The sequence below is a fragment of the Thalassobacillus devorans MSP14 genome, from assembly GCF_000496835.1.
Taxonomy (GTDB): Bacteria; Bacillota; Bacilli; order Bacillales; family Halobacillaceae; genus Thalassobacillus; species Thalassobacillus devorans_B.
This window is the reverse complement of the sequence record NZ_KI543236.1, coordinates 1,500,991-1,523,807: the sequence shown is the minus strand read 5'-3', so window position 1 is coordinate 1,523,807 and position 22,817 is coordinate 1,500,991. Positions and strand designations below refer to the sequence as shown.

The window sequence follows — 22,817 nt, the reverse complement described above, 5'->3', positions numbered from 1 at the left end:
TGATTTTATCCAAATAACCGGACGTAAATCGTCATTACAGAGAACCAGCCGAAAACCAATGCTGAAGCTCCTGCAAATAATACTGCAAAGAAATTTTTCGTTTTCATTTCACGGAATACGGCAAGTACGCAAAGAATTGCGACTAGTAAAAGAATGATAGCTGTTACCAAACTCAGCACCCCCTAAACCCTTCACTGTGTAGTATCCATAGCTTAACTTTGGATGTTATAATGGCTATGTAAAACCTTTTCATTCCTCATACATTTTATAGTATGGACTGGAATTTGTCGAGTTATTCTATATGAATTTTAATAAAACATTGCAAAGGAGTCAATAGGCTTATGAAAATTGTACAATTGCCCCTTGGGCCTCTAGGTACGAATTGCTATATTCTATCTGAACAGGAAAGGAGTCTGGTAATTGACCCGGGAGGGGATAGCAGCCAGTTGATTGATTATTTAACTGATAATAACTTGAAGCCATCAGCTGTTTTGTTAACACATGCTCATTTTGATCATATTGGAGCAGTGGATGATGTCAGAGATCATTTTGATATCCCGGTTTATGTCCATAAGGCAGAAGCAAATTGGCTTACAGACCCGAATCGGAATGGTTCAGCTTTTTTTCAGATGGGGGAAATTACAGCGCGCAACGCTGAACACCATTTTGAAATCGGGGAAATGGTAATTGGTCCCTTCCAGCTCGATGTCAGACACACCCCTGGGCATTCCCCTGGAAGTGTATCCCTGGTATTGAGAGGAGAAGCGATAGTCATAGCAGGAGATACACTATTCCAACGGGGTATCGGCAGAACTGATCTTCCAGGTGGGGACATGGATACACTTTTGAGTAGTATACGTAAAGAATTGTATACGCTGCCGGATTCAACCAAGGTATACCCTGGGCATGGACCAGCGACAACCATCAGAGAAGAAAAACGGGAGAATCCTTTTGTGACCATGTAAAAAAACAGAACAAAAGCGCAAGCGCCCTGCTCACCACCGACAAGCTTAAGACAAGCCTCGGTGTGACGTTCTTTGTACTTTTAAACCAAATAAATTTAAAGGTATAAAGTATAAGTAAAACTAAGGCTTTCGCCATAAACCATTGGCGATAAGCCGAGTTTTCCTAATCACAAAGAAATTTTTAATTTCCTGGACATTAAAAAAAGATCCTTCTTGAATATTCAAGAAGGATCTTAGGGGGGATGTGCTCTGCTCTTTTGTTGGTTAGGGATAAAAGTTAAGCTACTATTAATAAGTATAAACTAAATTATCACTATGTCAATAGTGTAAATTAAAAAGGGGACAACAATGGAGAAAATTTTAAAATCTCTAATTTTGAATCATCCTGATGCATCCATTGGTTATGACACTTTTATTGACTATGCTCTTTATCATGAAAATTGGGGATATTACCAAAAAGAAGGAATTAAGGTTGGCAAAGAAGGGGATTTCTACACCTCCAGCATGATTCATAGCATATTTGCCGAGATGTTCGCCGATTATTTCTTAAAGGCGAGTCAATCCCTGAATATCCCCCTGCAAATTTGCGAAATAGGGGGAGGGAATGGAACCTTCGCACACCAGGTAATCGCGCGTTTAAAGAGTCATCAAGCAGATTATGTCTATCATCTGATTGAAAAAAGTCCTTTCCATCGTGAAACGTTAAAGTTGGATGATTCGGCAGATGCTTTTTTCCTTTATGAGAGTATAGAGGAATTTACAAGGGAAAATTCTTTTTTCGAAGGTCTGGTCTTTTCAAATGAATGGCTGGATGCTCAGCCGGTAAAAGTAGTGGAAAAGTATGAAGGTGAAATTGTTGAGATTCAAATATCTTTGGATGAAAAGGACCATTACAAGGAAGTGGTCCGGCCATTGGATAGGGAGTTATCCCTTTTTATAAACAACTATAATTTTCACTTTGAGGAAGGACAACGTATAGAGGTGCCTCTCTTTATGCTTCAAGCTGTGTGGGGAGTGGATGCTCTTCTGGATAGAGGTTTGATTGTGACAGTAGATTATGGTTATGAGAGGCAGGACTGGAACCATCCTGCGCGAAGAGAAGGCAGCTTAAGGGGTTACAAGCAACATCAATTGGTAAAGAATGTGCTACAGGATCCAGGAGAAATGGATATTACACATCATGTTCAGTGGGATATATGGAAAGCCCTTGGTGAGGATAGGGGCTGGAAAAACATTTATTTAAAGAATCAAAAAGAATTCCTGCTTCAATCAGGCATTCTGCAGGAACTGATAGCACATAACAATACTGACCCTTTTTCAGAAGAAAGCAAAAAGAATCGCGCCATCTCTTCCCTGGTTGCAGGGAATGGATACAGTGAAGCGTTTGATATTTGTATCCAGGCTAAAAATATGACGAGGGAGTCTTTAACAAGGCATAAAAAAGATCTGTTATCCGATTAAGGATAACAGATCTTTTTAATGGAACCCTGGCTGTAAGATAAATGTTGTGTAATACGTAAAACCGATCATGAATACTGTCAGGTAGGCGCCAAATATGTACATATACATACGTTCTGACAGCTTTAAGTAACTTACTGCAAGGAAAAAAGCCGTTTGAACTAAAAATAATAAAGCCGATTCATCCATGTCGCCAACGTAAAACATGACAGTAAAAATACCAGTCCAAAAGGCAAGCACGCGGAACATACGATCCATGCTTTTCCCCCTCCTTTTCTTCGATGAAACTATCATAGATATTATAAACGACTATACAAAGAATGTAAAACGAATCCTCACAAAAATGTCAAATTTGAGCTCTGTATAGACAGTTTGCGCAGCCGTCCATCATATTATGCTCTTCTTTTAATTCTATATCCTGAAACATTGCTTCAAACATACCTTTTAAAAAGTAACCGTGCATATCACATACTAATTGCTTCTGACCAGAAGCTACTTCCTTAAATGGACAATTATTTACGGTGAATACAATGGTATCATCCGTTTGCAGGTGAAATTCAGGAAATAGTCCAGTCATTTCAGCAGAATTCTTTAAAAGTTCGAGTTTTTCAGCCCGATTTAAGTTTGACGTATTAGAAGTTTGTCTTTCAATAATTTCTTTCCCGAATTTCTTACCAGTTGAATAGAGAGCTGTTTTACCAGCTTCACCCATTTCAGCGAAGGCCTCAAATGCGATTTGTGCTAACAACTGATAATCACGGAATGGGAAGTGAAGCTGTACCACTTCCTGGGATAAGTTATAAACTCTGCTTGGCCTGCCGCCACGACCTGTTTTTTTGGTGTGGGAAATTAACATATTGACATCTTCCAGTTTAGATAAATGCAAGCGTGCAACATTTGGATGGATCTCAAAAGCTTCGGCAACATCCTGAACGGTAACATCTGTATTCTTCTTTACAATAAACTCATAAATATGAAAACGGGTTGGATCACTTAATACATTAGTAATTTTCAAGGTCTGTTCCATAAACAGTCACCCCTCATAATAGAATAGGTTTGCCTTCATTATAATACAAACCTTACTGTTTTTTACTTAAAGGGAAAGAATGTTAAAAAACGTACACAAATTGCTAATATGGCTAACTTGTTAACCTGAAAACGTGATGACAAACAAAAACATGCTAATAGGAAGGGCACCCTTCTGTTAGCATGTTTTGATACAAGCTGGGCTAGCTGGATTCGAACCAACGAATGACGGAATCAAAATCCGCTGCCTTACCGCTTGGCTATAGCCCATTAATGATAATGTAACTATAGTTTGTACCGGAAAATAGAAATTATGCAAAAGTGAAAAAAGAATTTTTATTTCATGCTTCTTCCAATTTATACACTCTTCCAAATTTATTTTTGACACCTTTATTTGTAGTTATGACCAGCTGAAGGTCATAGGTACGCCCTTCTATCCACGTATAGTTAATTGAAGCTTCCCCATCCGGGAAAAGGTACATGACCTCCCCGGACTTTGGAAGTTCTTCCAGGCTACTCATTTCTTTATGGAATTTGGCTATTCCACACTGAAATAAAGTATCCATCACAATATTGTCAAGATGCAGCTGTGTTATATATTGATGGTTTTGATATAACTGAATGGAGGTGGTTGTAACACCAAGCAAGAGTAAACTCAGTAATAACACGAAAGGAAAGACGAACCCATTATGGCAGGGTGCTGGTGTATACTTGAAGTCGTTTTTCAAAAGTTTTTCCCCCCAATGATGTAATAACAACCAAAAGCTGATTATTTTCTAGAGAAAATTGAACCGATTCAATATTTCTTAATAATACTTCATGTCCTCGTCCGCCAACTTGTCTCCTGAGAGAATAACCATATCTTTCGATTGTGACAAGCTCATTATGATAGGAAAGCAATTCCAAACGATTGGATTGCACGGAAACCAGGTCATTAAGCGCCAGTTCATCTGAAGCAAAAGTGAAGAATTGCTGTACACTTAGTTCCTCCTGCTGGTTATCAATAGATAGTAATTGAAATAAAGGGGGGAGAAAGCTGATCAGTAAGGTGACTAGCAATAAACTTATGATTGTTTCAGCTAATGTATATCCATTAATTTTTTCGATATCCATTAAGACAAACCTTTTCTGTGTGATTTTGTTTATTGGCCCAATCTGCACATGCTTTGATTAAACCTTCCTTGATGTCAAAGTCTACATTGATCATAGTAAAATCATTAATAGAGTAACTCAACAATCCAACCCCTGGATCATTCACTTTTTTAATTAACTCATCATGCAAAATTGATGTCACCTTTCTCCGGTCTGTGAGTATAGCTTCTTCCAGGTTTACTTTCATTATGATTGGTATAGTGCTCAGCATAAGTGTAAGCAATAAACCAAATGCTACGATTACTTCCAACAATGTAAAGCCATTATATTTCATACATATAACACCTGCTTTTGCCGAATGGGAAGACAACTTTATAGGTTTTATCGGGAGTTTTTATACGAAAGCTTCCTGGACTGTAAATAGTACCGTCAGAGGAAAAACGGATGGGGATTTGTAGAGTCTGAAGCTCAACCGTCAATGCGTGAGGAATATTACGCTCGATAATTTTCTGTTCTTTTACTGCATCCATTAAAAAATATTTTTTCTGCTCGGGTCTAATTATTAAGTCGTAAAATGATTGATTGTTCATCGCCAACTGCTGGGTAAGTAAGACATCATCTTCAAATTGTTTGTAAAAATTAGTAAAAGAAATATGTGCCTGGGTCTGGTGATGGATCGGAACAGCGATTATAAGGAAAACACTTAGAGTTAATAGTACAATCATAGTCTCAAGCAGCGTATAACCATTTCTATTTAACATAATAGTATTCCGATAACCTATGGGGCTGATGTTACTTTGCCATCACTTGAAAGTGAAAGGGTGCTGCCATTAGGACATGTAGTCTCGGTAATATAACCTTTAGTCTCTAAATCGCTGATTAAAGTTGGCATTTCCTCTTCATTGATGTAATATGCCTGAACCTGTGCTTCAGCCAGTTTGACCAGTGCAGCGCATCCTTTATCACGGACCATTTGATTGTTCTGTGCTATATTCGGTATGGTTATAATCAATAATACTGAAATGATTAGTAAAACGACTAACATTTCAATTAATGTGAAACCTTTCTCGTTTGTAAACATTAGTATCTTCCTTTCTATATTTGGTTCATCCATTGATACATAGGCAACATAATCGAGCCGTAAATAAATAAAATGAATACTGCTATGATAATGAAGAATACAGGCTGGATGATTTCCAGAGCTTTATTCAACTTTTCCCTTGTCATGTCGGTAAGCATCTCGGAAAGCATAGCTAAGTCTCTAATTAAAGTTGTGAGGTCGGATGTTCTGTGGAAAATATTGGTCAGTTCTGTGCGAAACATTTGGCAATGATGGATGGCTTGCGCTATGGTTGCTCCTTGTTCCAGTTGTTCGAGTATGATATCGGCTTGATGGCGTAGCAGGGGATAATGGGCCTGGTTACTCATAACATGCAACGCTTCTTTCATGGAAATGCCCGTGGATAGTATAGAGTGTAAGTGTGTGGCAAATAGGAAAGTAGTTTTCAGTTTATGATAATCGCGAAGTATTGGAATCTTTTCATAAAATAGAAGTTGTTTATCTAATGATATTGTGCGCTTCCTGAACTTCCAGTAAATAAATGCAGTTACCCCTAAAGCCATTATCACCTTTCCGGAGGTGATAACAAAACCTGTTACAAATACTGCTGCCATTAATCCTTTACTTACAGTTTCCTGTGACTGAAACATCGTCACAAAAGCGGGGAAGATGGTGCGATCAATGACAAATAACATGATTACTAAAAATAATGTCAAAAAAACAGGGTAGCGAATAACTTGTTTGAATTTATTCACATATTTATTTTCTAGTTGAATCATTGTGCTGCATTGATGAAAAATTTCATCAAGATTACGATGCACCCTCGCGAAGTATAAAAATGAAACTATGTTCCTTGAAAAACCCGTAGCCTGCATACACACATCAATCGGCTTTCCACTTTTTAATTCTTGTGTGATATCTGCAGCCATCCTGTCAAACCGCTCATCCCAGGTTAGAATAGTTAATGCTTCCAGCAGGGGATATCCTTTTTTTAAAAGGTGGCTCATACGATCTAAGAATTGAACCTGAATCTTTTGTGGCAAAGTCACTGATGATCTGCTTCTAAACAAATTCATTTTTGGAAAGGTAACCGTAGGCATAGGCTTTTCTCCTTAAATGATCAAAGGAATAAAAAGGCGTGGATACAGGGAGAGAGTTTTCATGAATAGCATGACGGAGCAGCTCACCGTCCATTAGTTCCAAGATTGCTGCCCGTTTAGGGAGGTGCGCGGCACATTCAATTGGGAGTAATCTTTGTGAAGCTATTGAAATCAGAGTTTGCTCCAGGTCGACTGTTTTAATTCCCATTTCTTTTAATCGTAAGAGGGTGCCTAACGCGTCTTTAGCATGTAAACTGGATAGTACCAGGTGCCCCGTGTGAGCCGCATGAAAGGCAAAATGAGCGGTTTGCCTATCGCGGATTTCTCCTACCATGATCAAATCAGGGTCGTGTCGTAATGCAGCCTTGAGTCCTGCATCGTAGGTGATACCGGCCCGTTCATTCACTTGAACCTGAATAATGTTTTCGAGGTTTTTTTCAATTGGATCCTCTAATGTAATGGCCTGATAAGAATTTTCCTTGATTAAAGCTTGTAGTAATGCATAAAGAGTAGTGGTTTTGCCACTTCCAGTCGGTCCTGTAAAGAGAATCATTCCGCTTTGATGACGGAGCCATGCTTGAATTCTTTTATACTGTGCAGGGAAGATAAAAAGCTTTTCCAGGGAAAGGGATTCGGTTTGCGGAAGAATCCGTATGGCAAGGCTTTCATTTGACTGGATAGGAAGTGTGGAAAGCCGCAAGGAAAAAAGGTCATCGCGATTTCGGAAAGAAATTGTTCCATTTTGGGGCTTTTTAATTTCTCCAATGTCCATCCCGGAAGTGAATTTGTAATAGGAAAGTAATTTCGCGTAAACTGGAGTGGTAATGGAGGAATGAAATATCCGTTTTCCATGTACACGGAAATGAATGTCCACTTTTTGAAGGTAGGGGGAAAAGTGTATATCTGTAGCAGTTGACTGTATGGCTGAGATTAACAGCTGATGAGATAATTTTGCAGTTGAGCTCACTTCAATATATCACCTCGCTTTTTTGTTTAAATTACATAATTCGACAAATGTTCCAATAATCCTGCATGGATTTCAAAATATTTTTTAATAGGAGGGGGAAGCATGAAGACTATTTACTTGATCGGTTTTATGGGAAGCGGTAAAACAACAGTTGCAGAAATTCTTTGTCAGAATGAATCACTAACTCTCTTGGAAATGGATGAGCTGATTGAAGAAAGCGAAGGTAAAAAGATTAAAGAAATATTTGCCGATGATGGGGAAGCCTATTTTCGAAAGCTGGAAACTGCATTGCTCCAGGAATTTCCAGCGGATAATGCGATTGTTTCTACCGGTGGAGGAGTTCCGATGAATCCGGTTAATCGGGAGTTGATGCGTCGTGGCACAGTCATTTTCCTTGATGCCAGCTTTGATACCATCAACAAAAGATTATCTCAGGATGGAAACCGTCCATTATGGAAAGGGAAAGAAGAGGAGAAGCTTCAACTTTTAAAAGAGCGCCGACCAGTGTACGTACAAGCTGCTGATTATATTATCGAAGTAGAAGGGAAGAGTCCTGAATTTATAGCCAGGGAGATCCTGGACGTATTGAGTTAATCAGATCCGGTCATACTAAAGATAATAAATCCAAATAAGGGTGATTGTTATGTCCGGTAATGATTACGTCAAGTATGTCACGGAAGAATTTGTCCGTTATATGAATTTATCGAAAGAGGAAAAGCATAAACGTAAAAAGCAAAAAATCAAGCAACCACAGCAAAATAAATGGTTTGGTATTTTACCGACAGCGATGAAAATGCTTTTCAACCGTAATAAATAAGGTTGTCTCCCAAGCGGAGACAACCTTATTTGATTAATTCGTTAGTTGTTTCCTGGGTAAGATAAAATAATCCGCCATTTAACACATCTACAGTGACTCTGGGCGTGAAGCGTCCCTTTAAGCCTTCAAGCTCTTTTTCCATGAACTCTCTCTCTTCATCATCATCTTTCTGGAAAAAAGCATGAAGCAGTTGTTCCTCTTCTTCTAAGGTTTCCAGGGCCTTATTTGCCCAGGTACGATCAGTGCTTTCGATATGATCGTGAATGAAACTAAGTATACGCTGGTAGCCACTGGGGATACGAATTAAAGGTGTCATGGGAAAAGTGTAGTCTGATATTGTAGTTTCAAGCTGGTACTTTTCCAACTTTTCCATAATGGGAGAAACCATCGTACCATGAATCAAGTTGAGCCCGATTGATAATATTTCATCCTTTTTTTGTTTACCGTAATAACTGACACGGATATTAACGATTAACCAGGGAACCAGAGGACTTTGCTGATTGAAACGCTGGACGGCTTCATAGAGTTTGGTATACCGGCAATTTTCTAACAGGTAACGGTACAATTGACGTAAGCGAGGAGAACCGGAATGAATATATTCACCTTTTTCCTCTGTCAATTCAGGGTTGGTAATCAGTGTAAGTGACATCGGATCACCCTGTCTGCCCATTTTCTTGATGTAATGCCAGTAGAAAGGCCTGTTCATTAGTGCCTCATCCATCTTGTCGGTCAATTGAACGACAAGGCGACCATTTTCATCCGAAACGATCGGACATTCATATTCGTAGAAGAAACTTCTGATAAACTGTTCATGAGCGGCTGCTTCTTTCATGATGATGACCTCCGGTATGGTTCGGAATGGGATGAAATAACAGAAGCAAGATTGTTAAGTTTAATTTTTGCTTCTCCATAACTGGAAGATTCGGAATAGATGGATTCAATTTCCTTTCCTAAATCTCTGATATCCAATTCTTCTAAAATGTGATCAAGTTCCCCAATTGCATTTTCAAATAGTTTGATTTTATCGTATAACAAGTTCAGGATATGCTCTTCGATTGTGTCTTTAATAGCAAAGTTGTAAATCTGAACATTTTTATCCTGCCCGAAGCGGTGGATCCGCCCAATACGTTGTTCCAGACGCATTGGGTTCCAAGGGAGATCATAATTGATCATATTTCGGCAAAATTGCAGGTTGATACCTTCACCAGCTGCTTCTGTCGCTATCATTACTTGTGCATGGTCCCGGAACAATTGTTTCATCCAGTCCTTTTTGCCACGTTTAAAACCGCCACGGAATGGTACAGATGATATACCGTGCTGCTGTAAGTACCATTGGAGATAATATTGGCTTGCCCGGTATTCAGTGAATACGATGAACTTTTCATCTGTTTGCTGGATCAGTTCCACCATCCGTTTTGCTTTAGCATGTTGGGGCAGCTGTTCCACTCCAGAAATCAAGTCATGCAAAGGTCCGGTTGCTTCAGGGTCCCCAAGTTTGTCATACATCTGCTTGCTTGATAAATAGCATGCCTCCCGTGAAGAACACAACTCTTTTGCCAGGGTTAAATAAGTGAAAGAAGGATGTGTCCCTTTAATGGATTCGAGCATTTGGTAAACCTTCTGCTCCTCTTCTGAGAATTCGATCCACTCTGTTGTTACCATGCGCTTTGTATCAGCAAGCCCTGTGTCCTGTCTCCGATTGCGGATCATGACTTTGCTGATCAGCTTTTTGAGGTTCAGGTTGCTATCAATATTTCCTGTTTTCTTACCATATTCTTTTTTAAAGCTCGTCAAGTCTCCCAGATAGCCTGGTTTTAAAATGGATACTAAGTTGAATATATCGGTGATTCGGTTCTGAATCGGTGTAGCAGTCAATAATAGACAATATTTCTTTTGTAATGCTTTTACGAATTGATAGTTTTTCGTCGCAGGATTTTTTAATTTATGAGCCTCATCAATGATGATCAGGTCGTAAGGAATAGATAATATTTCACTTTGGTGTGGTTCTTTTTTTGCCATATCAATGGAAGTCACCATAATATCTGCTTCTTTCCAGGCGGGATTTTTCTTTGGGGCATAAGCCTGGATGAAAAACTTCTCATGTAATTCGATCACCCATTGATTGACCAGGGAAGCGGGGGTCAGAATCAAGACCTTGTTCACCATGCCGCGAATCAAATATTCTTTCAGCACCAATCCAGCTTCTATTGTCTTACCTAACCCCACTTCATCAGCAAGGATAGCTCTTCCTTGCATTTGGTGAATGATTTCTTCCGCTGCTTCTTTTTGATGGGGAAGAAAATCGATATGGGGCAGATGATTCAGTGCGACCAGCCCCTCAAAGGCAGGTACAGAAGAAGCTTTAGCTGCCTGGTAAGCAAGTTTGAATTGATTCCAGCTGCTGATTGCATCAGGATTTACGGTCTGTTGCAGCAATTCTTCTCCATAATTTTCATCTAGTAATATATCCATTCTGTTGAAGCCTTCCTTTCCCCGTGCGTCTTACGAATTTAAGCCGGGATAAAATAACTTTTTAAAACATACCTGAGCATGTGATATAATTGGTTGTGAGAAAATGACAGATTTTTCACCGCTTTTATTGGTTAGTATGCCCAATTGAAAAATAAATACTACCGCGAATGACTACAGGGGGAGAGACTACGTCAGTAGCGCCGAAGGAGCAAACATTGATATGTGAATCTCTCAGGCAAAAAGACCCTTGTGTGACGCACCTCTGGAGAGTGTTCACTTCCGTGGACCACCCAAGAAGCAAACCTTAAATACATGATGCTTTGAATGCGTTTTCAATTTTAGGTGAAACTTTCTGGTGAATGGACAGAGTATCCCTCAACATAGCAGTGGGATATCTGTCTGTTTTTTTATGAGAAAAATATTAGTAGAGGAGTGTTCGCATGGCTGAGCTAAAAAGGACGCCGTTGTTTCCGGAATATGAAAAGCACGGCGCAAAAACGATTGATTTTGGCGGATGGGACTTGCCTGTCCAATTTTCTGGAATCAAAGATGAACATGAAGCAACCCGAACTAAAGCTGGATTATTTGATGTATCCCATATGGGAGAAATCTTTGTAGAAGGTACGAATAGCGAACAATTTTTGCAACGAATGCTTACCAATGATGTTTCTAAATTGGAACCTAAAAAAGCACAGTATACAATAATGTGTTATGAAAATGGCGGAACGGTCGATGACTTGATCGTTTATCAACTGGAGCAGGATAAATACCTCCTTGTCGTGAATGCTGCTAATGTAGACAAAGATTATCAATGGTTGGAAGATCACTTGATTGATGGTGTGTCTTTACGTAATGAATCTGATGCGTATGTACAACTTGCTCTTCAAGGCCCGAAGGCTGAGGCTGTTTTAGAAACACTTACCGATACAGATTTATCAGGCATAAAATTCTTCCGCTTTGAATATCCGGTTTCTTTTGAAGGTGCATCGGATGACGCAATTGTTTCCCGGACTGGTTACACAGGGGAAGATGGTTTTGAAATTTATCTTCCGAAGGCATCGGGCCCTGTACTATGGCAGAAAATCATTGAAGCAGGAGAAGCAGAAGGAGTGCAGCCGATTGGTTTAGGGGCAAGAGATACCCTTCGTTTTGAAGCTAACCTGGCTTTATATGGACAAGAGTTATCCCCGGAGATTTCTCCTCTTGAGGCGGGACTGTCTTTTGCGGTTAAACTGAAAAAAGATGCAGATTTCATCGGAAAAGAAGCACTTTTAAATCAGAAAGAAAATGGGCTGGAACGGAAGCTTGTAGGGATTGAGATGCTGGAAAAGGGAATTCCAAGAACCGGATATCAAGTCTTCTCAGGAGATAATGAAATCGGATTTGTAACAACTGGCACTCAATCTCCAACACTCGGAAAAAATGTCGGCTTAGCATTATTGAATATTGATTATACTGAAATTGGTACGGAAGTTGAAGTGCAGGTACGTAAGCGGAAGTTGAAAGCAGAAGTAATCCACACACCTTTTTATAAGCGTGGTTAATTCAAACAGGCAGGGGGATTTATGATGGAATTTCGTTATTTACCAATGACGGAAAGAGACAAGCAGGAAATGTTAGATACGATTGGAGTTAAAGATTCCGAAGAGCTGTTCAAGGATATTCCTGAAAAAGTAAGGTTCAAAGGAGAACTGGACATTAAGCCGCCGGCTAATGAGTTTGCATTGACAAAGGAACTGACAAGATTGGCAGAGACCAACGTCAACTTGAAATCGCATACCTCCTTTCTTGGCGCAGGTGTCTATGACCATTACATCCCTTCAATCGTAGACCATGTTATTTCCAGGTCTGAATTTTATACAGCATATACGCCGTATCAGCCGGAGATTTCCCAGGGGGAACTGCAGGCGATTTTTGAATTCCAAACCATGATCTGTGAATTGACTGGTATGGATGTGGCCAACTCTTCCATGTATGACGGGGGAACAGCGCTGGCAGAAGCTGTTAACCTCAGTGCAGGTTCTACGAAGAAGAAAAAAGTTATTGTGTCCCGTGCCGTGAATCCGGAATCCCGTGCAGTAATCCAGTCCTATGCGAATGGACCTGGAGTGGAAATTGTTGAAATTGATCATAAAGATGGGGTCACTGACTTGGATGCCCTAGCCTCAGAGCTGGATGAAAACACAGCCGGGGTAGTGGTTCAATATCCTAATTTCTTCGGTCAAATTGAACCATTAGCAGAAGTGAGAGAATTGGTTGATACACAGAAAAAAGCCATGATGATTGTCTCCAGTAATCCTTTGGCCTTGGGTTATCTGACTCCGCCTGGCGAATTTGGGGCGGATATTGTCGTAGGAGATGCCCAGGTGTTCGGTATTCCTGCACAATTTGGAGGGCCGCATTGTGGGTATTTTGCAACGACTAAGAAGCTGATGAGGAAAGTTCCAGGACGCCTGGTCGGCCAGACGAAAGATGAGCAGGGCAGAAGAGGTTTTGTATTAACCTTGCAGGCGAGGGAACAACATATAAGACGTGATAAAGCTACTTCTAATATTTGTTCGAACCAGGCTCTGAACGCACTTGCTTCATCGGTTGCTATGTCTTCATTAGGGAAGCAGGGAGTCAAAAAAATGGCTTGGACCAACATTCAAAAGACAGCTTATATGCAGAAAGCTATTGAAGCTAACGGGCTTTCCGTTACTTATAACGGACCATTTTTCAATGAACTTGTCGTTAATCTGGGTACAGATATCCAGAAAGCTAACGAAAAGCTGCTAAAGAAAGGGTTCATCGGTGGTTATGATTTAAGCACCGATTATGAAGAGCTCTCAGGGCATATGCTGATCGCTGTAACAGAGGTACGTTCAAAAGAAGAAATCGACAAATTCGCGCAAGAATTGGGGGATTTACATGAGTAATCAGGATTTTCCATTAATATTCGAACATAGCCAGGAGAGTCGCACAGGCTTCAGCCTTCCGGAGATGGATGTTCCGGAGGTGGACTTGACAGAAATGCTTGATGAGCGTTATATCCGCAAAAACGAAGCAGACCTGCCAGAAGTGAGTGAATTGCAAATTATGCGTCACTATACAGCACTGTCTGCACGTAATCATGGCGTCGATTCAGGGTTTTACCCGCTTGGGTCTTGTACAATGAAATACAATCCTAAAATGAATGAAGATGTAGCCAGGCTGACTGGTTTCAGTCATATTCACCCTCATCAGCCGGTGGAAACGGTGCAGGGAGCATTGGAATTGATGTATGATCTACAAACAACCCTGGCTGAAATCACAGGTATGCATACAGTGACTTTACAGCCGGCAGCTGGAGCGCACGGCGAATGGACAGGACTCATGATGATCCGCGCTTACCACGAAGCGAATGGCGATTATGGACGTACGAAAGTCATTGTCCCGGATTCTGCCCATGGAACGAATCCGGCATCAGCTACGGTGGCAGGGTTTGATGCTGTTACGGTCAAATCTGATGATCGAGGATTGGTTGATTTAGAAGACTTAAAGCGTGTTGTTGGCGATGATACAGCCGCTTTGATGCTGACGAATCCTAATACCTTGGGGTTGTTTGAAGAACATATATTGGAAATGGCAGCAATCATCCACGAGGCAGGTGGGAAGCTTTATTATGATGGAGCCAACCTGAATGCTATTCTGGGTTATGCTCGTCCGGGAGATATGGGTTTTGACGTTGTTCACTTGAATCTTCATAAAACTTTTACTGGCCCCCATGGAGGTGGAGGCCCCGGTTCTGGTCCTGTAGGTGTAACAGAAGAATTTGCCGCTTACCTTCCGAAGCCGGTGTTAACGAAAAAAGAGGATCAATTTGTATTTGATTATGACCGTCCTAAGAGCATTGGCAGAGTGAAGCCCTATTATGGAAACTTTGGTATTAATGTTCGTGCTTATACGTATATTCGGACGATGGGAGCAGAAGGACTGAAAAAAGTTAGTGAGCATGCTGTATTGAACGCTAACTATATGATGAGGCGATTGGAAAAAGAATATGACCTGCCTTTTACGCAGCATTGTAAACATGAATTTGTATTATCAGGCAAACGCCAGAAGAAATTAGGAGTAAGAACACTGGATATTGCGAAACGACTCCTGGACTTCGGCTACCATCCGCCGACTATTTACTTCCCATTGAATGTAGAGGAAGCCTTGATGGTGGAGCCGACAGAAACAGAATCCAAGGAAACCCTGGATGCATTTATTGATGCAATGATTCAAATTTCCAATGAAGCGAAAGAGAATCCGGAAATCGTTCAGGAAGCCCCACATACGACAGTGGTCAGCCGAATGGATGAAACCACGGCAGCCAGAAAACCAGTTCTGCGCTATTTCAAAGACTGAAAACATAAAAAAGCATCCTTTATCGGATGCTTTTTTATGTTCTGGGAATTTATAGAGTATCCTCTGTTTGAATAATTTTAAGTGGTGGGCTACACACATCCAGCGCATGGGCTTTTGTTCTTACCCTTGTTTAATTTTTCCGCCCCAGTGTTTAAATCCGCCTTTAAGCTGATTCAAATCCCTGTATCCTTTCTTATGAAGCAAAGCTGCTGCACGAGCTGAACGTGCGCCGCTTTGGCAATAAAGGTATACCGGCTGGTCTTTTCTAACTTCAACAAGCCGGTGGTTCAACTGAGACAATGGTATATTTCTTGCCCCAAGGATATGGCCCCCTTTGAATTCCTTCGGCTCCCTTACATCAATCAGCTGGGCTTTCCGATATCCTTGTCTGAACTCTTCTTCTGTCAATGTAGTAAGAATTTTACGGGTCTTAAAAAATCTATATAACCAGAACCCAAGCAGAACAATAATCGTTATAATCAATAATTCCATCTTACATATACCCCCATTTGTCTATTCCTTTATCTATTATATGGATGATTGGTCAAATTTTCAAAGAGTTTTTGCTGAAAATAACTCTTACACTAACTGTTTATGATATGTAGACACTTTTTTGTCACCGTTGAGAAAGTCGCTGTTATTTGCAAACGATAAAAAAGTTTATCTGAGAGATATAAACAGGCAATTACTATTGTTATCTCTATTTCCCTATTATTTTCAACCTTTTTTATGATTGACAATTACAGTTTTTCTCGTTCTAAACACAATATCTGGTGCTTTTATAAAAAAAGAACACAATATATTGATTAAGAATCTCTCGATGTGGTATGTTACTTGTAGAAATTAAAAAATACCAACAACAAGAAGAATACCACCAATCCTAAATAAAATAAATAGTGAAGGAGAGGTTCACTGATGCCAACAACTGCCGAATCTCATACAAATATCGATGTGGAGCGGTTGAATAAAGATATTCGACAATTTCCACAGGTTCACGAAATAGAGCCGAACATGAAAATAACCCATAAAGGTGTTTCTCGTCTTGTTATGCTTGATCGCTATGCATTCAAGGATACCGAAAGACTTACATTAGGTGAAGGAGACTTTGTGGTACTGACTGTCAAAGAAGATCCTAACTTTCCAGCACGGGGGTTAGGTTTTATTGATTCTATCGATTGGGAAGCGAAGAAAGCCAAAGTCAAAGTCGAGCAGGAGTTCGTCCATGTCCTGGATAACGATAAGGAGCAGGAAACAGGGATAGTCACCCGTAATCTTGATACCATCGACAAACCATTAGAGATTTTCTATGAACAGATTGCCATGCGAAATGCTACAGGGTTAGCGGAGGTAGAAACTGTTCCTGAAAAGAAACAAGCCTGGTATACAGAGTTTTACAAAGAGCTTTCCGAGTTGAACTTCGTACCGGCAGGGCGTGTTTTGTATGGTGCTGGTGCCAATACAGATGTTACTTACTTTAACTGCTATGTTATGCCGTTTGTACAGGATTCCCGAGAAGGTATCTCAGACCACCGTAAACAGGTGATGGAAATCATGTCCCGGGGTGGAGGTGTTGGAACCAATGGTTCGACACTAAGGCCGCGCAACGCATTAGCACGAGGGGTGAATGGCAAATCATCAGGTTCTGTATCATGGTTGGATGATATTGCCAAACTGACCCATCTCGTTGAGCAAGGCGGATCAAGACGGGGAGCACAAATGATCATGCTATCCGATTGGCACCCCGATGTATTGGAGTTCATCATTTCCAAAATGCAGAACCCAAGAATCCTTCGCTTTTTGATTGAGAATACGGAAGATGAGCAAATCAAAACGTTAGCCCAGGAAAAATTGAAATTCACACCGTTGACAGAAACGGAACGGGATATGTATCAAAGTGTTGTAAACTATAAAAATATGCCAGGCTATGGCGGTTTCACGGAACAAGCGATCAGAGAAGCGGAAGAAAAGCTATTGACTGGAGGAACATATACAGTTCATAACCCGGACTTCCTGACAGGTGCTAATATTTCTGTCTGCATCACGAAAGAATTTATGGATGCGGTCGAAAATGATCAATATTACCATCTGCGTTTTCCTGATGTAGAAAATTATACGAAGCAGGAAATGGCCGAGTATAACGAAGAATGGCATAAAGCAGGAGATGTGCGAGAGTGGCAGGAAAGAGGCTATGCTGTTCGTACTTATCGAAAAATAAAAGCGAAAGAGCTATGGAATCTTATTAATATTTGTGCTACTTACTCAGCTGAACCAGGAATCTTTTTTATAGATAATGCTAATGAAAAAACCAATGCTACAGCTTATGGTCAAAAGGTAGTTGCAACAAACCCATGTGGAGAACAGCCTCTCGCCCCATACTCTGTCTGTAACTTAGCAGCGGTGAATCTTGCTGCTATGGCAGATAAGGATAATAAAAAAGTCGATTATGATAAGTTGAAAAAAACCGTGGAAACTGGAGTCCGTATGCAGGATAACGTCATTGATGCCACCCCATATTTCCTTGAAGAAAATCGTAAACAAGCACTTGGGGAACGTCGGGTAGGTCTGGGTGTCATGGGGCTTCATGACCTGTTGATCTACTGTGAAACAGAATATGGTTCCAGCGAGGGTAATAAACTTGTCGGTGAGATATTTGAAACAATAGCGACAACAGCTTACCGTGCTTCAGTCGAACTGGCGAAGGAAAAAGGGAGCTTCCCATATTTAGTCGGGGAAACCGAGCAGGAAACTAAAGAACTTCGTCAACGCTTTGTCGAGACAGGTTACATGAAGCAAATGCCGGAAGATATCAAGGAAGCTATCCTGGAACACGGCATACGCAATTCACACCTGCTCACAGTGGCACCTACTGGTAGTACAGGCACTATGGTCGGAGTATCTACAGGGCTTGAGCCATACTTCTCGTTCTCTTATTTCAGAAGCGGGCGATTAGGAAAGTTCATTGAGGTCAAAGCGGATATTGTCCAGGAATATCTGGATGCCCATCCTGCACAGGATCCTGACAACCTGCCTGATTGGTTCGTCACCGCCATGACTCTGTCCCCGGAAGCCCATGCAGATACACAATGTGTGATACAGCGTTGGGTCGACAGTTCGATTTCCAAAACAGTGAATGCTCCTAAAGGGTATTCGGTAGAACAAGTGGAAAGTGTATATCAGCGACTATACAGAGGCGGTGCCAAGGGCGGAACAGTTTATGTAGATGGCAGCCGTGACTCTCAAGTATTAACCTTGAAAGCAGAAGAAAATGACTTTGAAGGTGAACAGACAGAGTTTGAATTTGAAGAAGATAAGAAGCCTCGGGTTGTATTGATGGATACGGTTCAAGAATTGACGAAGACCGATGTAACCATCGGTTCAGAAGTCGGTAATACCTGCCCAGTCTGTCGAAAGGGTAAAGTTGAAGATATCGGAGGCTGTAATACCTGTACGAACTGTAATGCTCAGTTGAAATGTGGATTGTAGAATAAAAAACCTTGCAGGATTCTGGAGGCCACTGAAAAAGTCCTTTATTACCTAAAGGGACTGGCAACGTTTGTTGTTGATTCTCACGAATCGCTTGTCGGTGGATGCTTGCCGCGGGCACGGCCTCAGCTAACTTGGTCAAGAAGATCACTTGACCAAGTGGATCTTCGGCTCGCGCTGTTCCCGCAGGCGTCACCACCGAACGCTCATCGTGGAATCAACAGAGGGTAAACGAAAAAGGGTGATTTTCTTAGATTTCTACAAGAAAGTTACTTTTTTTCTTGTAAACAAAAAGCGTTCTGTGTGGAATTTAATTTCCATACAGAACGCTTTTTTAAATTCTAATTTTCAAAGATATTCAGTTCTTCAGCGGCCTCAGGATTCTGCAGGGTTTTTTTATACGATGTGCACGTCAAGGGTCTTTCTTGTCACGTATTATAAACTAGTGTATGATTTTTACTATACATAGAAGTAAACTAGAAGGCAGTATTGGAGGATTAACATGCCGACACCGAGTATGGAGGACTATATTGAACAAATATATATGTTGATAGAAGAAAAGGGTTATGCCCGCGTATCGGATATCGCTGAAGCTTTAAGCGTTCATCCTTCTTCTGTAACCAAAATGGTACAGAAGTTGGACCGCGATCAATATTTGAATTATGAAAAGTACCGTGGCCTGGTACTGACTGCTAAGGGTAAAAAAATAGGAAAACGACTGGTCTACCGTCATGAATTATTAGAACAATTTTTGGAGATTATTGGTGTGGATAATGAAAACATCTATGAAGATGTAGAAGGAATCGAACATCATTTAAGTTGGAATTCTATTGATCGTATCGGTGATCTGGTGCAATTTTTTGAAGAAGATGAGTCCAGGATAAGAGGACTTCGTCAAGTCCAGGAGAATAATGAAAGAGAAACATCATAAACTATATCTAGAAGGCGTGCCGACGAGGTGCGTTTTTTTTTCGGGAGTTTTCGGTTCTATACGAGCTTGTTTCCCCTTATACATGAAACAAACAGCCTCTAAGGGGGGGACCTATGAAAATTGATGGTGTTTTTTCAGGCGGGGGAGTCAAAGCTCTTGCTTTTGTAGGTGCACTACAGGTGGTAGAAAAAAGAGGCTATGTATTTCAGCGGATGGCCGGCACTTCAGCAGGTGCAATAACTGCCAGTCTTTTAGCAGCCGGATATCGCGTCGATGAATTGGAAACCGTTCTGAGGGAGCTGGATTTTGAAACTTTTGTAGACCCTCCTTTGATCGACAGGCTGATTCCTTTTACCAAGTGGCTGCTTTTATATTTCAGGATGGGATTATACAAAGGGGATCGGCTTGAACGTTGGCTGTATGATCGTTTAGCCGCTAAAGGGGTGTATACTTTTCGTGACCTGCCAGAAGGAAGGCTGAAAATTATATGTTCTGATTTGACGTTAGGAAGAATCCTGGTAATTCCTGATGATTTAGAAACATTTTATAATATAGACCCTTACCAGTTTCCTGTCGCAAAAGCAGTGCGAATGAGTGCCGGACTTCCCTATTATTTTACTCCTGTTAAATTAGCTGGTAAATCAAGCGTCAAATCATTGATTGTTGATGGTGGTTTGCTGAGCAATTTCCCTATCTGGTCTTTAGAAACTCGTGATGGAAAAAGGATAAGACCCATCCTGGGGATGAAGCTGAGTAATCCTCCGAGTCAATTACCGGAAAGAAAAATAAATAACTCCATAGAAATGTTCCACGCATTATTCTCTACAATGAAACAAGCGCATGATGCCCGGTATATTTCCAAGTCCAAGAGTGCAGACATACTGTTTATTCCAGTAACTACCATAGATACAACGGATTTTCATTTGAACGATACGCAAAAAGATGAGTTGATCCAGCTTGGAAGGGAGCATGCTGAAATGTTCATAGGAAAATGGAGAAAATAAAAAATCGAACCTCATCATTAAGATGAGGCTCGATTTTTTTTCTTGTTTTTAGCTCCTTCTATTACACGAAGGTGAGCAGCACTTGTTTTTCGTTTCTTTTTATTCATGACAGGAGAAGGGGTGAATGTAGATTTTACATTCGGTTTGCTGCTTGTGGCATCTCCTTTATATTTCCTTTTAGACTGTTTAACAGCTTGCTTGTATTTTTTCATTTCATCCGATGAACCACCTCTCCGTTTCATCAGGAAATGATTAAGAACGAAGTAAAGAACTGCTGCTATTCCAACCATAATCAAAAGGTTTGTCAAAAGTCCCATGGCATCGGTAGCCAGTTTCATAACGAGTCCGACAACAGCTAGCCCAATCAAAATATAAATGACAGGCATCATACGACTGCGTGGCATGATTTTCATGTGCCTCCCTTCCATTTTCAAATCGCTAAGAGATCACCCTACTATTCTGTATACCACTTTTTCGGTCATTTTCATCATTTTCAAGCACTTTTTTAAAAGAATGTATGGCAACTTCCACTTGATCGTCTTTTGGTTCCTTTGTCGTCAGCAGTTGCAGCCATAGCCCAGGGTACCCTAAAAGACGTAATACAGGAACATTTCTAACTTTATTCGTCAATTGAAGTACTTCAAAGGATAGACCGATTACTACGGGAATCAAAAATATCCGATTTACAATTCTCCACCATAATGGATCGGTAGCTACAAACATATAGACGAACATTCCGACGATGACCGTAAAAAGAATGAAACTGGACCCGCAACGATAATGAAGGCGCGATTGCTCCTGTACTCCTTCGACAGTTAACGGCGCCCCATTTTCGTAAGCGTTGATCACTTTATGTTCAGCTCCATGATACTGAAAAACTCTTTTAATAATTGGTGTCATGGAGATAAAGTAAATATAGGCCAACAATAAAATAAGTTTAAAAAAGCTTTCAAGTGCTACTTGCCCGAACCGGCCTGAAATTACAGGTTCAAAGAAATTGGCGACAAATGCAGGGGTGACTGTGAAAATCAGTTTTCCGAAGAAAAAAGATAAAACACCCAACGCGCCTACACCTAAAATCATAGCCAGTTTAGAAGTTTCCTCTTCCTTTTCAAGTTGATCATCATCATCAGGGTGGACATCATAACGCTCACTGGAAAAATTCAAGTGTTTGGTTCCATTTGCGCTTGCTTGAATAAGAGAAACGAGACCTCGTAAAAAAGGGATCTTTTTTAGACGATTCGCTATTTTAGATTCTGTCCGTTCCAGCTCAAAATATTCAATACTTTTATCTTTTCTACGTATAGCAGTAACATAGCTTTTCTTTCCGGCGAACATGACTCCTTCTACCACCGCTTGCCCACCGTATGCTATTGAGTTTTTTTCTGACATAGATACACCAGCCTCATGTTGAATTTTCCTCTTACTTATATTTTACAGCAAATAACAGGGTATCACTAGCCCCTTTTAATCATAACTGAGCGGATTCGGATTTTTTTCCGTTTTAAGGGAAAAACTACAGGAAGGAGGTGTTGGGATATGGAAGATAAAAAATTAGAACAAAATCAAAGGGAAAAACCAGCGAGTATTGTAAATAAGTCACTGTTGACGGGATTTGTTGGCGGGATGATATGGAGTATATTCGGAGCCATTTCTTATTATTTCAGTTTTACGGAGGTTTCCCCTGCATCCTTTGTCATTCGCTCATTCTGGCAAACAAGCTGGTCAAGTGCTTTTCTTGGGGAAGTACTAGGGGTGACAGGTGTAAGTATGGTTTCTATTTTAGGTGCTCTTGTCTATTATTTAGTGCTAAAAAAAACAAATGGGCTCATGCCTGGCATACTTTATGGATTGGCAATTTGGGGAGTACTGTTTTATTTGCTGAACCCGATATTTACAGCGGTTCCAGCTCTTCCGGATCTGACAAGTGATACGATTGTAACTACGATTTGTTTATTCGTTTTATATGGAACGTTTGTCGGGTACTCTATTTCATATGAGTATCATGACTTGAATCAGCCTTCCAGTGATAATTCCTCAGGGAAATGATTATTAAAAGCCCAATGATTAT

The 22,817-nt window shown here is 40.6% G+C and carries 26 protein-coding genes, 1 tRNA gene and 1 riboswitch; of the genes, 11 read left to right on the top strand and 16 right to left on the bottom strand.

Features of this window, described 5'->3' with window-relative positions; genetic code table 11:
* Window positions 1–5 precede the first annotated feature (5 nt).
* Entirely contained in the window at window positions 6–170 is a 165-nt protein-coding gene (locus tag P855_RS21780) for a DUF2759 domain-containing protein (RefSeq protein ID WP_084315647.1), read from the bottom strand.
* 171 nt (window positions 171–341) lie between these two features.
* Between P855_RS21780 and P855_RS0108670 the strand changes: the two genes are divergently transcribed.
* Together P855_RS0108670 and P855_RS0108665 are read left to right on the top strand one after the other, a co-directional pair.
* Entirely contained in the window at window positions 342–965 is a 624-nt protein-coding gene (locus P855_RS0108670; protein ID WP_028783206.1) for an MBL fold metallo-hydrolase, read from the top strand.
* Window positions 966–1,313: 348 nt separating this feature from the next.
* Entirely contained in the window at window positions 1,314–2,426 is a 1,113-nt protein-coding gene (locus tag P855_RS0108665; protein ID WP_028783205.1) for an SAM-dependent methyltransferase, read from the top strand.
* 15 nt (window positions 2,427–2,441) lie between these two features.
* Here the strand turns inward: P855_RS0108665 and P855_RS0108660 are convergent, their stop codons facing one another.
* From P855_RS0108660 to comGA, 10 genes are all read right to left on the bottom strand, one after another.
* Window positions 2,442–2,681 carry a DUF2626 domain-containing protein gene (locus P855_RS0108660; protein WP_028783204.1) on the bottom strand — a complete coding sequence of 80 codons (240 nt, stop codon included), beginning with the start codon at window positions 2,679–2,681 and terminating at the stop codon, window positions 2,442–2,444.
* A gap of 88 nt (window positions 2,682–2,769) precedes the next feature.
* Window positions 2,770–3,450, bottom strand: a complete 681-nt coding sequence (locus P855_RS0108655; RefSeq protein WP_028783203.1) for a helix-turn-helix transcriptional regulator — start codon at window positions 3,448–3,450, stop codon at window positions 2,770–2,772.
* 197 nt (window positions 3,451–3,647) lie between these two features.
* Window positions 3,648–3,719 (bottom strand) — tRNA-Gln (locus P855_RS0108650).
* A gap of 71 nt (window positions 3,720–3,790) precedes the next feature.
* A complete protein-coding gene (locus P855_RS22255) occupies window positions 3,791–4,177 on the bottom strand; it encodes a hypothetical protein (protein WP_028783202.1) in 387 nt (128 codons plus the stop codon).
* On the bottom strand, window positions 4,137–4,562 hold the full coding sequence (locus P855_RS0108640) for a ComGF family competence protein (protein ID WP_028783201.1): 426 nt from the start codon (window positions 4,560–4,562) through the stop codon (window positions 4,137–4,139). The genes P855_RS22255 and P855_RS0108640 overlap by 41 nt, the downstream gene beginning before the upstream one ends.
* On the bottom strand, window positions 4,543–4,875 hold the full coding sequence (locus tag P855_RS0108635) for a type II secretion system protein (RefSeq protein ID WP_028783200.1): 333 nt from the start codon (window positions 4,873–4,875) through the stop codon (window positions 4,543–4,545). The genes P855_RS0108640 and P855_RS0108635 overlap by 20 nt, the downstream gene beginning before the upstream one ends.
* Window positions 4,865–5,302, bottom strand: a complete 438-nt coding sequence (comGD, locus tag P855_RS0108630; RefSeq protein ID WP_028783199.1) for a competence type IV pilus minor pilin ComGD — start codon at window positions 5,300–5,302, stop codon at window positions 4,865–4,867. The genes P855_RS0108635 and comGD overlap by 11 nt, the downstream gene beginning before the upstream one ends.
* 17 nt (window positions 5,303–5,319) lie before the next feature.
* The gene (comGC, locus tag P855_RS0108625) at window positions 5,320–5,622 is read right to left on the bottom strand and encodes a competence type IV pilus major pilin ComGC (protein ID WP_037985731.1); all 303 of its coding nucleotides are present in this window, start codon (window positions 5,620–5,622) and stop codon (window positions 5,320–5,322) included.
* Window positions 5,623–5,636: 14 nt separating this feature from the next.
* On the bottom strand, window positions 5,637–6,701 hold the full coding sequence (comGB, locus tag P855_RS0108620) for a competence type IV pilus assembly protein ComGB (RefSeq protein ID WP_028783197.1): 1,065 nt from the start codon (window positions 6,699–6,701) through the stop codon (window positions 5,637–5,639).
* Entirely contained in the window at window positions 6,664–7,668 is a 1,005-nt protein-coding gene (gene comGA, locus P855_RS0108615; protein ID WP_028783196.1) for a competence type IV pilus ATPase ComGA, read from the bottom strand. Before comGA ends, comGB begins: the two co-directional genes overlap by 38 nt.
* Before the next feature lie 102 nt (window positions 7,669–7,770).
* Here comGA and P855_RS0108610 point away from each other — a divergent pair, with 102 nt between their 5' ends.
* Window positions 7,771–8,262 carry a shikimate kinase gene (locus P855_RS0108610; protein ID WP_028783195.1) on the top strand — a complete coding sequence of 164 codons (492 nt, stop codon included), beginning with the start codon at window positions 7,771–7,773 and terminating at the stop codon, window positions 8,260–8,262.
* Between the two features lie 49 nt (window positions 8,263–8,311).
* The gene (locus tag P855_RS21775) at window positions 8,312–8,485 is read left to right on the top strand and encodes a YqzE family protein (RefSeq protein WP_084315646.1); all 174 of its coding nucleotides are present in this window, start codon (window positions 8,312–8,314) and stop codon (window positions 8,483–8,485) included.
* A gap of 25 nt (window positions 8,486–8,510) precedes the next feature.
* Here P855_RS21775 and P855_RS0108600 read toward each other — a convergent pair whose 3' ends face one another.
* Window positions 8,511–9,317: a YqhG family protein gene (locus tag P855_RS0108600; RefSeq protein WP_028783194.1), complete on the bottom strand. Its 807-nt coding sequence runs from the start codon at window positions 9,315–9,317 to the stop codon at window positions 8,511–8,513.
* On the bottom strand, window positions 9,314–10,957 hold the full coding sequence (locus tag P855_RS0108595; protein ID WP_028783193.1) for a DEAD/DEAH box helicase: 1,644 nt from the start codon (window positions 10,955–10,957) through the stop codon (window positions 9,314–9,316). Before P855_RS0108595 ends, P855_RS0108600 begins: the two co-directional genes overlap by 4 nt.
* A 167-nt stretch (window positions 10,958–11,124) precedes the next feature.
* Window positions 11,125–11,214: riboswitch (glycine riboswitch) on the top strand.
* A gap of 183 nt (window positions 11,215–11,397) precedes the next feature.
* Between P855_RS0108595 and gcvT the strand changes: the two genes are divergently transcribed.
* Genes gcvT through gcvPB form a run of 3 tightly spaced genes read left to right on the top strand, consistent with a single transcriptional unit; the run spans window position 11,398 to window position 15,328 of the window.
* The gene (gene gcvT / locus P855_RS0108590; protein WP_028783192.1) at window positions 11,398–12,501 is read left to right on the top strand and encodes a glycine cleavage system aminomethyltransferase GcvT; all 1,104 of its coding nucleotides are present in this window, start codon (window positions 11,398–11,400) and stop codon (window positions 12,499–12,501) included.
* A gap of 24 nt (window positions 12,502–12,525) precedes the next feature.
* Window positions 12,526–13,875, top strand: a complete 1,350-nt coding sequence (gene gcvPA, locus P855_RS0108585) for an aminomethyl-transferring glycine dehydrogenase subunit GcvPA (protein WP_028783191.1) — start codon at window positions 12,526–12,528, stop codon at window positions 13,873–13,875.
* Window positions 13,868–15,328, top strand: a complete 1,461-nt coding sequence (gene gcvPB / locus P855_RS0108580; RefSeq protein ID WP_028783190.1) for an aminomethyl-transferring glycine dehydrogenase subunit GcvPB — start codon at window positions 13,868–13,870, stop codon at window positions 15,326–15,328. The genes gcvPA and gcvPB overlap by 8 nt, the downstream gene beginning before the upstream one ends.
* 120 nt (window positions 15,329–15,448) lie before the next feature.
* Here gcvPB and P855_RS0108575 read toward each other — a convergent pair whose 3' ends face one another.
* The gene (locus tag P855_RS0108575) at window positions 15,449–15,820 is read right to left on the bottom strand and encodes a rhodanese-like domain-containing protein (protein WP_028783189.1); all 372 of its coding nucleotides are present in this window, start codon (window positions 15,818–15,820) and stop codon (window positions 15,449–15,451) included.
* Window positions 15,821–16,243: 423 nt separating this feature from the next.
* Here P855_RS0108575 and P855_RS0108570 point away from each other — a divergent pair, with 423 nt between their 5' ends.
* From P855_RS0108570 to P855_RS0108560, 3 genes are all read left to right on the top strand, one after another.
* Window positions 16,244–18,811 carry a vitamin B12-dependent ribonucleotide reductase gene (locus tag P855_RS0108570; protein ID WP_028783188.1) on the top strand — a complete coding sequence of 856 codons (2,568 nt, stop codon included), beginning with the start codon at window positions 16,244–16,246 and terminating at the stop codon, window positions 18,809–18,811.
* Between the two features lie 502 nt (window positions 18,812–19,313).
* Window positions 19,314–19,742: a transcriptional regulator MntR gene (gene mntR, locus P855_RS0108565; protein ID WP_028783187.1), complete on the top strand. Its 429-nt coding sequence runs from the start codon at window positions 19,314–19,316 to the stop codon at window positions 19,740–19,742.
* A gap of 113 nt (window positions 19,743–19,855) precedes the next feature.
* On the top strand, window positions 19,856–20,746 hold the full coding sequence (locus tag P855_RS0108560) for a patatin-like phospholipase family protein (RefSeq protein WP_028783186.1): 891 nt from the start codon (window positions 19,856–19,858) through the stop codon (window positions 20,744–20,746).
* Window positions 20,747–20,763: 17 nt separating this feature from the next.
* On the opposite strand, the gene P855_RS0108555 is transcribed toward P855_RS0108560, so the two are convergent.
* Window positions 20,764–21,150, bottom strand: a complete 387-nt coding sequence (locus tag P855_RS0108555) for an SA1362 family protein (RefSeq protein WP_028783185.1) — start codon at window positions 21,148–21,150, stop codon at window positions 20,764–20,766.
* Window positions 21,151–21,184: 34 nt separating this feature from the next.
* The gene (locus P855_RS0108550) at window positions 21,185–22,138 is read right to left on the bottom strand and encodes a DUF1385 domain-containing protein (RefSeq protein WP_028783184.1); all 954 of its coding nucleotides are present in this window, start codon (window positions 22,136–22,138) and stop codon (window positions 21,185–21,187) included.
* 147 nt (window positions 22,139–22,285) lie between these two features.
* On the opposite strand from P855_RS0108550, the gene P855_RS0108545 reads away from it, so the two are divergent.
* Complete coding sequence (locus P855_RS0108545) at window positions 22,286–22,795, top strand: YqhR family membrane protein (protein WP_028783183.1); 510 nt, start codon at window positions 22,286–22,288, stop codon at window positions 22,793–22,795.
* The last annotated feature ends 22 nt before the right edge of the window (window positions 22,796–22,817 follow it).

Bases quoted from the DNA above. Each gene is read 5' to 3' on its own strand.
- P855_RS0108670 (WP_028783206.1), top strand. From the start codon at position 342: ATGAAAATTGTACAATTGCCCCTTGGGCCTCTAGGTACGAATTGCTAT.
- P855_RS0108665 (WP_028783205.1), top strand. From the start codon at position 1,314: ATGGAGAAAATTTTAAAATCTCTAATTTTGAATCATCCTGATGCATCC.
- P855_RS0108660 (WP_028783204.1), bottom strand. From the start codon at position 2,681: ATGGATCGTATGTTCCGCGTGCTTGCCTTTTGGACTGGTATTTTTACT.
- P855_RS0108655 (WP_028783203.1), bottom strand. From the start codon at position 3,450: ATGGAACAGACCTTGAAAATTACTAATGTATTAAGTGATCCAACCCGT.
- P855_RS0108640 (WP_028783201.1), bottom strand. From the start codon at position 4,562: ATGGATATCGAAAAAATTAATGGATATACATTAGCTGAAACAATCATA.
- P855_RS0108635 (WP_028783200.1), bottom strand. From the start codon at position 4,875: ATGAAATATAATGGCTTTACATTGTTGGAAGTAATCGTAGCATTTGGT.
- comGD (WP_028783199.1), bottom strand. From the start codon at position 5,302: ATGTTAAATAGAAATGGTTATACGCTGCTTGAGACTATGATTGTACTA.
- comGC (WP_037985731.1), bottom strand. From the start codon at position 5,622: ATGTTTACAAACGAGAAAGGTTTCACATTAATTGAAATGTTAGTCGTT.
- comGB (WP_028783197.1), bottom strand. From the start codon at position 6,701: ATGCCTACGGTTACCTTTCCAAAAATGAATTTGTTTAGAAGCAGATCA.
- P855_RS0108610 (WP_028783195.1), top strand. From the start codon at position 7,771: ATGAAGACTATTTACTTGATCGGTTTTATGGGAAGCGGTAAAACAACA.
- P855_RS21775 (WP_084315646.1), top strand. From the start codon at position 8,312: ATGTCCGGTAATGATTACGTCAAGTATGTCACGGAAGAATTTGTCCGT.
- P855_RS0108600 (WP_028783194.1), bottom strand. From the start codon at position 9,317: ATGAAAGAAGCAGCCGCTCATGAACAGTTTATCAGAAGTTTCTTCTAC.
- P855_RS0108595 (WP_028783193.1), bottom strand. From the start codon at position 10,957: ATGGATATATTACTAGATGAAAATTATGGAGAAGAATTGCTGCAACAG.
- gcvT (WP_028783192.1), top strand. From the start codon at position 11,398: ATGGCTGAGCTAAAAAGGACGCCGTTGTTTCCGGAATATGAAAAGCAC.
- gcvPA (WP_028783191.1), top strand. From the start codon at position 12,526: ATGGAATTTCGTTATTTACCAATGACGGAAAGAGACAAGCAGGAAATG.
- gcvPB (WP_028783190.1), top strand. From the start codon at position 13,868: ATGAGTAATCAGGATTTTCCATTAATATTCGAACATAGCCAGGAGAGT.
- P855_RS0108575 (WP_028783189.1), bottom strand. From the start codon at position 15,820: ATGGAATTATTGATTATAACGATTATTGTTCTGCTTGGGTTCTGGTTA.
- P855_RS0108570 (WP_028783188.1), top strand. From the start codon at position 16,244: ATGCCAACAACTGCCGAATCTCATACAAATATCGATGTGGAGCGGTTG.
- mntR (WP_028783187.1), top strand. From the start codon at position 19,314: ATGCCGACACCGAGTATGGAGGACTATATTGAACAAATATATATGTTG.
- P855_RS0108560 (WP_028783186.1), top strand. From the start codon at position 19,856: ATGAAAATTGATGGTGTTTTTTCAGGCGGGGGAGTCAAAGCTCTTGCT.
- P855_RS0108555 (WP_028783185.1), bottom strand. From the start codon at position 21,150: ATGCCACGCAGTCGTATGATGCCTGTCATTTATATTTTGATTGGGCTA.
- P855_RS0108550 (WP_028783184.1), bottom strand. From the start codon at position 22,138: ATGTCAGAAAAAAACTCAATAGCATACGGTGGGCAAGCGGTGGTAGAA.
- P855_RS0108545 (WP_028783183.1), top strand. From the start codon at position 22,286: ATGGAAGATAAAAAATTAGAACAAAATCAAAGGGAAAAACCAGCGAGT.